Raw genomic sequence first — 10,264 nt, 5'->3', positions numbered from 1 at the left:
ATCCTGAGCCAGGATCAAACTCTCCAAAAAGAGTATTGATTGCTCAATAATTTGTTACTTGATAAAACGTTGACGCTTGTTTATTGTGTTCAGTTTTCAAAGAACTTTTTTCGCCTTTTAAAGCGGCTTAGTTATAATATCACTTTTTCAATCGTGTTGTCAACAAGTTATTTTCTTTTCTTTTAAAAGTAAATGTTGTTTGTAACAGCGACCAACTAACTATACCAATTCAAATCCCCAGAGTCAACAAAAAATCAGTGGTAAAATAATCCACATAAAAAGGATGACAATCTAATCGACCGTCATCCTTGAATTTTCTATGAAGTTTCTATTATATAAGTTATTTTATTTTTATACTAAGAAGATAAAATATAGTACAAAGATAACAAACAACCCATACATAATTGGATTAATTTCTTTTGCTCTTCCTTTAACGATCATTGTGATTGGATAAAAGATAAATCCGATCGCAATACCAGTTGCAATACTATAAGTAAGCGGCATAGCGATAATCGTTAAGAACGCTGGAACTGCAACTTCGAATTTCTCCCAAGCGATTTTCCCTAAAGAAGAAACCATTAATACTCCAACAATGATTAATGCTGGTGCGGTTACCGCTGAGGTCACAACACCAAGAAGCGGTGAAAAGAAAAGAGCTAGTAAAAATAACACTGCTGTTACAACCGATGTAAATCCTGAGCGTCCTCCTGCTGCAACACCAGCAGATGATTCAATGTAAGAAGTTGTCGTTGATGTCCCTAGAATCGAACCAACAACAGTTGCAGAAGAATCTGCGAATAATGCTTTTCCTGCACGTGGTAATTTATTATCCTTCATAAGTCCAGCTTGATTTGCTACTCCCACTAATGTACCAGCTGTATCAAAGAAGTCTACGAATAAGAAAGTTAAAATAACAACTATCATTTGAATCGTGAAGATATCACCAAAGTTATCAAATGCTGCACCAAATGTTGGAGCAAGACTTGGAATTGAACTTACGATTTGCTGTGGAACTTGAACTTGGTTTGTCAACATACCCAAAATCGCTGTTGCAACCATACCAATGAAAATCGCACCATTGATGCCTCTTACCATTAAAATGACCGTTAAAACCACTCCGAAGATTGCTAACAGCGCAGTACCACTAGAAAGATCACCTAAAGCCACAAGAGTAGATTCATCAGCTTTTATAATCTCTGCGCCTTGTAATCCGACAAACGTAATGAATAAACCAATACCCGCTCCAACTGCATATTTTAATTCTGCTGGAATGGAATTAATAATTTTCTCTCGAACACCCGTTAGAGTTAAAATGATAAAAATAAGTCCTGAAGCCAAAACCCCTGATAATGCCGTTTGCCAAGGAACTCCCATTCCAAGAACAACTGAGAAAGCAAAGAATGCATTTAGACCCATACCTGGAGCTAGGGCTATTGGATACTTTGCAATTATCCCCATTAATAAGGTTCCAATTGCTGCAGCTAACGCCGTTGCAACGAATACCGCATCTCTATCCATTCCTGCAGCAGATAGCATATCTGGATTAACAAATAAGATATATGCCATTGATAGGAATGTAGTTAAACCTGCGACAGATTCTTTTCTATAATTAGTCCCTAATGCTTCAAATTCAAAAAACTTTTTCATAATACTGTATTCCTCCTTTTTCTCTCTTTTACCCCTTAGAAAAAACAAAAAACGTTACGAGGCATTCTCGTAACGCTTGACTTGAAGAATAATAATAGAAAAAAAGAAAGACTACTTCCCTTTTTTGGATTATTAATCGTAGTCAAGCCATTTACGGTAGCTCGGTAGAAACTTTTGGGCCATATCCCCAATACTATACGATGAATTTCTTTATTATAATGACAAGATGATTGTATCAACACCACAGCTTTTCGTCAATAAAAAAGCGAACATTTTTTACAAAATGTCCACTTTCGTTCGTTTTTTTATATTATTCCCACTCAATTGTCGCTGGCGGCTTACTTGTAATGTCATAAACCACACGATTTATATGATTCACTTCATTAACAATTCTAGTAGAGATCTTCTCTAGAACATCCCAAGGGATACGTGCCCAATCAGAAGTCATCCCATCAATTGAGGTTACTGCTCTAATTCCAATTGTGTAATCATATGTTCTTGCATCTCCCATAACTCCAACACTACGGATATCAGGAAGTACCGTGAAGTATTGCCAAACATCTCTTTCAAGTCCTGCATTTTTGATTTCCTCACGTAAAATAGCATCAGACTCTTTTACAATTTCTAGCTTTTCTTCTGTTACTTCACCTAATACACGAATTCCTAGTCCTGGACCTGGGAACGGTTGACGCCATACGATTTCATCTGGCATTCCTAATTCGGTACCAAGCGCACGCACTTCATCCTTGAAGAGTGTATTTAAAGGCTCAATTAATTGGAATTGCATATCTTCAGGCAGTCCACCTACATTATGATGTGATTTAATTGTTTGTGCTGTAGCTGTACCACTTTCAATAATATCTGTATACAATGTTCCTTGAGCAAGATAGTCAATTCCTTCAAGCTTTGCAGACTCATCATCAAATACATAAATAAATTCATTTCCAATGATTTTTCTCTTTTGCTCAGGATCACTTACTCCTTTTAGCTTCGCCATGAAACGTTCTTTCGCATCAACCTTAATTACATTCATATTGAAACCATCCGCAAAAGTCTTCATTACTCCTTCAGCTTCATCTTTACGAAGTAACCCATGATCTACGAAGATACATGTTAGTTGATCGCCAATTGCTTTATGTATTAACACAGCAACTACTGAAGAATCCACTCCGCCACTCAATGCACAAAGTACTTTTTTGTCGCCAACCAATTGTCTAATCTTTTCAATCTCAACTTCAATGAAGTTCTCCATTGACCATTCTTCTTTTGATCCACAAATTTCAAAGACGAAGTTCTTCAACAAGTCATTTCCAAACTCAGAATGTCTAACTTCTGGATGGAATTGAACACCGTACATCTTTTTAGATTCATCACTCATCGCCGCAATTGGACAAGATGGGCTTGTCCCATCTACTCTAAACCCAGCTGGAGTTTCAACAACTAAATCGCCGTGGCTCATCCATACCGTTTGTTCTTTCGGAAGATTTGAGAACAGTTTAGAATCATGCTCTAAAGTTAACGTTGCCTTCCCATATTCACGATGGTTTGCCTTTTCAACGATTCCACCAAAATGCTTAGTCATTAACTGCATTCCATAACAGATACCTAGAATCGGAATCCCTAGTTCAAAGATTTCCTCGTCACAGCTAAATGCATTCTCTCCATATACACTGTTCGGACCACCTGAGAAGATAATCCCTTTTGGGTTCATACTTTTAATTTCTTCAGCTGTAATCGTATGTGGGTGTAATTCACTGTAAACCCCAAACTCACGAATTCTTCGTGTAATTAGCTGATTATATTGGCTACCAAAATCTAATACCACTATCATTTCATTAAACCCTTGCATTTCATCACCTCTAAATAAATTGTCACTTCTATTATGAATAGTCATTCCCGTAATGAAGAAAATCCATTTAAAAGAAGAAAAGAAAATAGTAAAACTAAATAAAAAACTAGAATTCCTTAGACAGGCAGAATTCTAGTTTTTACACTCAAAGAGAATCTGCCTTCATAGTCAGATCATTTACGGCGATCTGGTAGAAACGTTCGATCCATATTATCGAGTGTATATGAAGGATTACCATGTTCAATTTGAGTTAATTCTATATCTGATATAGCTTTCGGTCAAGATGATACTCTTTTGATTAAATTTTCCCATAATTCAGCCGAATCTACCCACTCTTTTTTCGCATCATTATTTCGATATAACGCTTTTTCATAGCTCTGTGTTAGTTTTTGCATATCCTCCGACCTGTAGAACTTATCCACATAAGCAGCGTATTCTCTTAACGTCTGACCATCCTTACGCTTCAACCCTACTCGATCAAGCTGTGTTAAGAGTGCCTGATAGGCCTTAAAGTATACTTGATCATCCTTACGATATTTGAAGCGTATAATTGCCACAAAAGGGTACCAACGTAATCTTGTTTTAACTAAAACAAAAACGACAAGAATAATGGTAAGGATTATAAATAAGGTATCCTTCCAGGAAAGCATTAGTCCTTTTTGTTCATCTAATTCCACTGTAGAATTTTGTTCTACTTCAGTCATTTCAGGTGTCGACTCTTCTACCAATTCTGGAGTTGGTCTTTGTATTTCCACTTCATCTGTATTTGTATTAGTGACTGTTGAGGATGTGTTATATACAAAGTTTGATAGATTACTGAATCCTTTAGTCGGTTCAAATTCTATCCAACCAAAGTTGGGAAAATACACCTCGACCCATGAGTGAGCATTATTGTTCGTTACTTCGAATACTCGTTGATTTTCATTGAGAGTTTCCAAATAGGTTCCTTCTGTATACCCTTTTACCCATCGTGCCGGAATATCTAATGACCGTAGTAAAACAACCATTGATGTTGAGAAATTATCACAATAACCAGCCTGAGTTTCAAATAGAAATTGGTCCACATAATCATCATTTCTTCCTGGAACTGCAACATCAGTTGTTTCATAAATAAATGATGCATCTTTGAAGTAGCGTTCTATAGCAACCACTTGATCATATCTATTAGTTAGATCCTTCGTAATTTCCTCGGCTAGTTCTCTCACTCGTTCAGGTAATTCCTCAGGTAGCTGTGTGTATGCTTGGAAAAACTCATCATTTAATTCTTTTCCATCCCTAGAATTCACTGATTTAACCTCATCAACCACATAAACAGGTTGCTCATAAGAAAGAGAATATCTCTCTAATGGAAATGACTCTTCATCCTGCAATGAAAGAATCTTTTCTGTTACCGGATCCACACTATACGTTAAATCCTGGTTACTAAAACCACTTACTGATATAAGTCCAGTTGGGTAAGTAATATGAGGATATACCTTTAACATCTCAATATCAGCTTCATACGACTCACGATCAGCACCAGCCTCAAACCAACTTAGAACATCGTTTTCGTTCGTAAATAGGTTATCAGTATAATTCTTTGATGCTTCCCAGCCTTTACCTGTATATACATCCTTCGTTTCGACCCTCCAATAATGACGTTTTCCTACAGCTGCTCGGAAAACAGGGGTGTTATCCCCAATAAAGGGACCGCCCAGATATGAATCATTTGTTCCATACCCTATTTTCTTAACGCTATTACCGCCACCTGGTGAGACTCCCCCCTTTCCGTACCCTTTAAGAAAGGGAACAGGATCTGGCCACTGTGGAGAGGCCTTTGGAGCTACATATCCGATTGTAGTTGTGAATAAGATAGCAACAGTCAATGGAATGATCCATTTTGATACGATTCCTTTGAAGTGTGTTACTCTTTCAGTTCCAAGCACTCTTTGTATATTCACAAGTCCTAGCATCAAGAAACCACATAGAACCGATCGAACAATCGCTCCCTCGGCATCATATGGGCTAAATGTATCTAAGACGGTAATATAAATGATCGTAAGTGCGAAAAAACTAAAGATTTTTTTCTGCACAATCATCCAATAGTAAACGAGATAGCTCATGAGCCAAAGCAAAATAAAAAAGAGAAAACTCCGGAATACATTCGTCATCTCCATCCAATTTGCTTCAAACATTAAGCCTACATTGTAGCTTAAATCACTAAAAAAGAGAGGGAGCCATCTTAAACCTAAAATACTATCCCCAAAATAGATATGGTTCAATAATATGAAGATAGCAATCAATTTAAAAATCGCTGAAAGCCAACTTTTTACTTTTAAGAATGAGAAGATAAAGCAAATCCCGATAAATACAATAAAGATATAGAGTTCTGCCGTATCTGTAACAACCTTTAACGGCCTTAACCATTCCCACAATAATAGAAAACCAAATAAATTTAATAGAAATTGTACTACATCTTTCTTTGGCATTGATGTCATGAATTACTCACCTCGAAAAACACATCAGAATAGTACCCTTCATTAACTACCTTCACAATCACGTTTCTCTTTTTCAAAGTATCCATAACACTTAATTCTTCGCGTGACAGACGTGCCCCTCTTTCTTTCGCAATAAATACAAGCAGATTGACTCTCCTAAACGAAAGCCGCTCCATCGATTGAATTAAATCAGGAGTAAGTGAATTCGTCACGAACATAAAGGTAGCCACTTGATAGATTTTCTTCATTTCGGACTCTATGGTAAGAGAAAATGGCGATGAACTATCAGATTTCACCTTCGCTAAATGATAATAAATCTGCTGTTGCTGAGCTTCTCCGCCTCTTAGAGGAAAGACTGTATGATCGTCACCAACTGATACAAGTGATAATTGCGCACCTTTTCTTAGAATAGCTCTAGTTAATGAAGCTAAAAAAGTGACAGATTGTTCAAACTCCCTTGAGGGTGATCGGTCAAGAAAAACGACAACATCATGACTTTGCTGTTGTTCAAATTCCTTGGTCATAATATCATTTTTGCGAGCTGAAGATTTCCAATCAATCCAAGAAAATCGGTCTCCTGGTTTATAATCTCTAATCCCTATTGCAATCGTCGTATCTCTTTGTAGATTTACGTTAGAAGCAGTTGACCCTTGTTCAAAGCGACTTTCAACCTGGCGATAGATAAGGTCATAATATTTTGGATACACCAAAAATCTTTGTTCTATTGTATAAAATGCCTCCTTCTCTACTAATCCGAACAAATCCCCCGTCTTAAGACGGATCGTTGAGAAGATGTGCTCACCTCGAGGAATTGATTCGATTTCATATTGAATGGATAATTCTTTTTTAAACCATGGGAATAATAGAACCTTTGATTTGTGACGCTGTTCATGATATCTCAGCTCAGAGGGAAGGATTTCTTCTACAACGAGATAGACTATAGGCATAGCGAATTTCCTTTTGATCGTAATCGTTGCAACTAGTTTTTCTCCAGCAGAATACTCCGATTGATTCGTTACTCTATTTACTTCCGTTGTTGAGATTGAATAGAGAGACATTAAAAATGAATAGATCCCCAAAGGTAGAAAGCTATAAAATAAAAACCAACTGACAAACCCACCTTGAAACATAGCATAAATAAAAGTACACGCAATTAAAAACAGAATCAGCCCTAGATTTCCTGCTCGTTTGATCAATTTAATGAATGTTCTCATTAACGATTCAGCGACCTTTGAACTGGGACAGGTGTCCGTTCTATTAATTTAGCAATCACATTCTCTGCCGTTGCACCTTCGAACTTAGCCTCTGATTTCAGAATAATTCGGTGCGGCAACACATATTGAGCTAGGAATTTCACATCATCTGGTAGAACAAAATCTCTCCCACTAATCAAAGCCAGTGCTTGTGAGGTTTTCATTAATGCAATAGAGCCCCTCGGACTAGATCCCAAATAAATCGATTGATGTGTTCTCGTTCTTCCAACAAGGTCGATAATATATTGTTTAATCGTTTCATCCACATAAATTCCCTTTACTTGTTCTTGTAGATGACGTAGTTCTTCAATTGTAATAACTGATTCCAGCGTGTTAATTGGTTTCATTTTTTCAGCCCGGTTAAGTACATCAAGCTCTTCAGATGCGGTTGGATACCCCATTCTTAACTTAAGAAGGAAGCGATCTAATTGAGCCTCAGGTAGTGGATAGGTTCCCTCATATTCAATAGGGTTCTGTGTAGCCATAACAAAGAAGGGTCTTGGTAACATTCTTGTTACACCATCAACTGTTACACTGCTTTCTTCCATGCCTTCGAGTAAAGCTGATTGAGTCTTCGGTGAGGTACGATTTATTTCATCAGCAAGAACAATATTGCCCATAATAGGACCCGCTCTAAATTCAAATTGTTGTTCCTTCGGGTTATAAATAGAAACCCCAGTCACATCTGATGGTAATAAGTCTGGTGTGAATTGAAGTCGTTTAAAATCTGCACTAACCGACTTCGCTAACGCTCGTACCATCATCGTCTTTCCAACACCTGGTACATCCTCTAATAACACATGACCTTCAGCTAATAAAGCAACCAAGCTTAGAGTCGCGACATCTTTTTTTCCAATCATTACACGTTCAATATTTTCTATAACTCTTCCTAATACTGGATGCTGCGTTTCAAGCTGTACCATCTAATTCCCCCCAATAAACTACTTTTCAATTAATCTTAATTACCTATAACATTCGAGAAAATCCTATAAAAACCTTTAATTTTTGTAAAAATCAAACAGAAAAGAGGTAGGAAATATTCCCCACCTCTTTTACTCAAATAAATGACAAGCAACAAAATGATTTGGCTCTACTTCTTGCCATGTTGGTTCTTTCACTGAACAAATATCCATCGCCTTTGGGCATCGCGAACAAAATCTACAACCTGCTGGAATGTTTGTAGGACTAGGAACATCACCTTTTAAGATAATTCGCTCTCGCTGTCTTTCTAGGTTAGGGTCTGGTAATGGAATAGCAGATAATAACGCCTCGGTATAAGGATGAAGCGGTTTCTCATACAATGTCTCACTATCAGCCAACTCGACCATCTTCCCTAAATACATCACCGCAATTCGATCACTAATATGCTTCACCATCGACAAATCATGGGCAATGAAAAGGTATGTTAACCCTTGTTCCTCCTGGAGCTGTTTTAATAGATTTACAATTTGCGCTTGAATTGACACATCTAAAGCAGCAATCGGTTCATCAGCAACGATAAATTCAGGGTTGACCGCTAGAGCTCTAGCTATCCCGATACGTTGCCTCTGCCCACCGCTAAATTCATGGGGATAACGACTTGCATGCTTTTGATTTAGCCCTACTTTTTCTAGAATATCAATAACTTTGCTTTGTCTCTCCACCTTCGACATTGCCGGGTGATGGATTAGCAAGCCTTCTGAAATAATCTCCTCAACCGTTAATCGAGGATTCAATGAAGAATAGGGATCCTGAAAAATCATTTGCATCTTTTTACTATTCTTTTTCTTGTTCGCTTTTGACTGATTCCTATGGAGATTTTCTTGATTATATAGAATTTCACCTTTTGTTGGAGAATACAATTGAACCATTGTCCTTCCAACAGTCGATTTCCCACAGCCAGATTCACCAACAAGACCAAGTGTTTCCCCTTTATAAATCGAAAAGCTCAATCCATCAATAGCTCGTAAAACCCCATTTTTTCCAACCTTGAAATGCTTCTCTAAGTCCTTAACCTCAATGAGAACATCTTGACTCATTAGCTTCTCCCTCCTACCGTTTCAAGAACTAAGTCCTCAGGCGCACGTTGATCCTGAAGCCAACAAGAAACAGAATGGCTATCTGAAATAGCTGTTTGTTTAGGTGTAAAGTAATGACATACCTTCATCGTAGATGGACATCTTTCTGCAAATGGACATCCTGAGCCAAGATAGGCTAGATCAGGCGGTGATCCTGGGATTGGAATAAGAGCATCAGAACGACTAGCATGCAGCTTTGGCATAGATTTGATTAATCCCAAGGTATAGGGATGCTGAGGCTCGTAGAAGATCTCATCAACCGTACCCATTTCAACAATTTCACCTGCATACATAACAGCCACTCGATCCGCCATATTTGCTACGACTCCAAGGTCATGGGTAATGAGGATAATCGCTGTCCCTGTTTTTTCTTGAAGACTCCTCATCAAATCCAAGATTTGTGCTTGGATTGTTACATCCAATGCAGTTGTAGGTTCGTCTGCAATTAACACTTTAGGATTACAAGCAAGTGCCATCGCAATGACAACACGTTGTCTCATCCCGCCGGAGAATTGATGAGGGTATGCATCAATTCTCTCTTCTGGATTTGGAATCCCAACAAGTCGCAGCATGTCAATTGCTCTACTTTTCGCTTCTTTTTTCGTGATATTTTGATGTTTCTTAAGACCTTCCATGATTTGTTTTCCGATTTTCATTGTAGGGTTTAATGAAGTCATCGGATCTTGAAACACCATTGATATTTCAGAACCACGAATAGCCTGCATTTCAGGAACAGTTAAGTTTAATATATTTTTATTTTCATAGACAATTTCACCGTCGGAAATCCTCGTGTTATGCTTTGGTAATAAGCGCATGATGGTCTTGGCTGTAACAGATTTACCTGAACCAGACTCACCAACAATGGCTAAGGTCTCTCCTTTATTTAGGGAAAAATTAACACCTCTGACAGCCTGCACTTCATTTTTATCTTTTCCAAATGAAACTCGTAAGTTGTTAACAGTTAAGATTGGCTTTGTCATA

At 37.7% G+C, this 10,264-nt stretch carries 7 protein-coding genes and 2 riboswitches; all 7 genes read right to left on the bottom strand.

The window, feature by feature from the left end; genetic code table 11:
• Nucleotides 1–351 precede the first annotated feature (351 nt).
• On the bottom strand, nt 352–1,647 hold the full coding sequence (locus tag F7888_RS17710; RefSeq protein WP_191781794.1) for an NCS2 family permease: 1,296 nt from the start codon (nt 1,645–1,647) through the stop codon (nt 352–354).
• A gap of 119 nt (nt 1,648–1,766) precedes the next feature.
• Nucleotides 1,767–1,868: riboswitch (purine riboswitch) on the bottom strand.
• Between the two features lie 89 nt (nt 1,869–1,957).
• A complete protein-coding gene (gene guaA, locus F7888_RS17705; RefSeq protein ID WP_191781792.1) occupies nt 1,958–3,496 on the bottom strand; it encodes a glutamine-hydrolyzing GMP synthase in 1,539 nt (512 codons plus the stop codon).
• A 145-nt stretch (nt 3,497–3,641) separates the two neighbouring features.
• A riboswitch (purine riboswitch) is annotated at nt 3,642–3,743 on the bottom strand.
• A gap of 31 nt (nt 3,744–3,774) precedes the next feature.
• Nucleotides 3,775–5,973 carry a transglutaminase TgpA family protein gene (locus tag F7888_RS17700; protein WP_191781790.1) on the bottom strand — a complete coding sequence of 733 codons (2,199 nt, stop codon included), beginning with the start codon at nt 5,971–5,973 and terminating at the stop codon, nt 3,775–3,777.
• Nucleotides 5,970–7,187, bottom strand: a complete 1,218-nt coding sequence (locus F7888_RS17695; protein WP_191781788.1) for a DUF58 domain-containing protein — start codon at nt 7,185–7,187, stop codon at nt 5,970–5,972. The genes F7888_RS17700 and F7888_RS17695 overlap by 4 nt, the downstream gene beginning before the upstream one ends.
• On the bottom strand, nt 7,187–8,149 hold the full coding sequence (locus F7888_RS17690; RefSeq protein WP_191781786.1) for an AAA family ATPase: 963 nt from the start codon (nt 8,147–8,149) through the stop codon (nt 7,187–7,189). Before F7888_RS17690 ends, F7888_RS17695 begins: the two co-directional genes overlap by 1 nt.
• Before the next feature lie 129 nt (nt 8,150–8,278).
• Nucleotides 8,279–9,244: an ABC transporter ATP-binding protein gene (locus F7888_RS17685; RefSeq protein ID WP_191781784.1), complete on the bottom strand. Its 966-nt coding sequence runs from the start codon at nt 9,242–9,244 to the stop codon at nt 8,279–8,281.
• Complete coding sequence (locus F7888_RS17680) at nt 9,244–10,263, bottom strand: ABC transporter ATP-binding protein (RefSeq protein ID WP_191781782.1); 1,020 nt, start codon at nt 10,261–10,263, stop codon at nt 9,244–9,246. The genes F7888_RS17685 and F7888_RS17680 overlap by 1 nt, the downstream gene beginning before the upstream one ends.
• Between the last annotated feature and the right edge of the window lies 1 nt (nt 10,264).

It is taken from the genome of Litchfieldia stipae, assembly GCF_014837155.1.
In the GTDB taxonomy this organism is placed as follows: Bacteria; Bacillota; Bacilli; order Bacillales; family Bacillaceae_L; genus Litchfieldia.
Note: the sequence above shows the minus strand (reverse complement) of the source record. Positions and strands in the feature narration are given on the sequence as shown.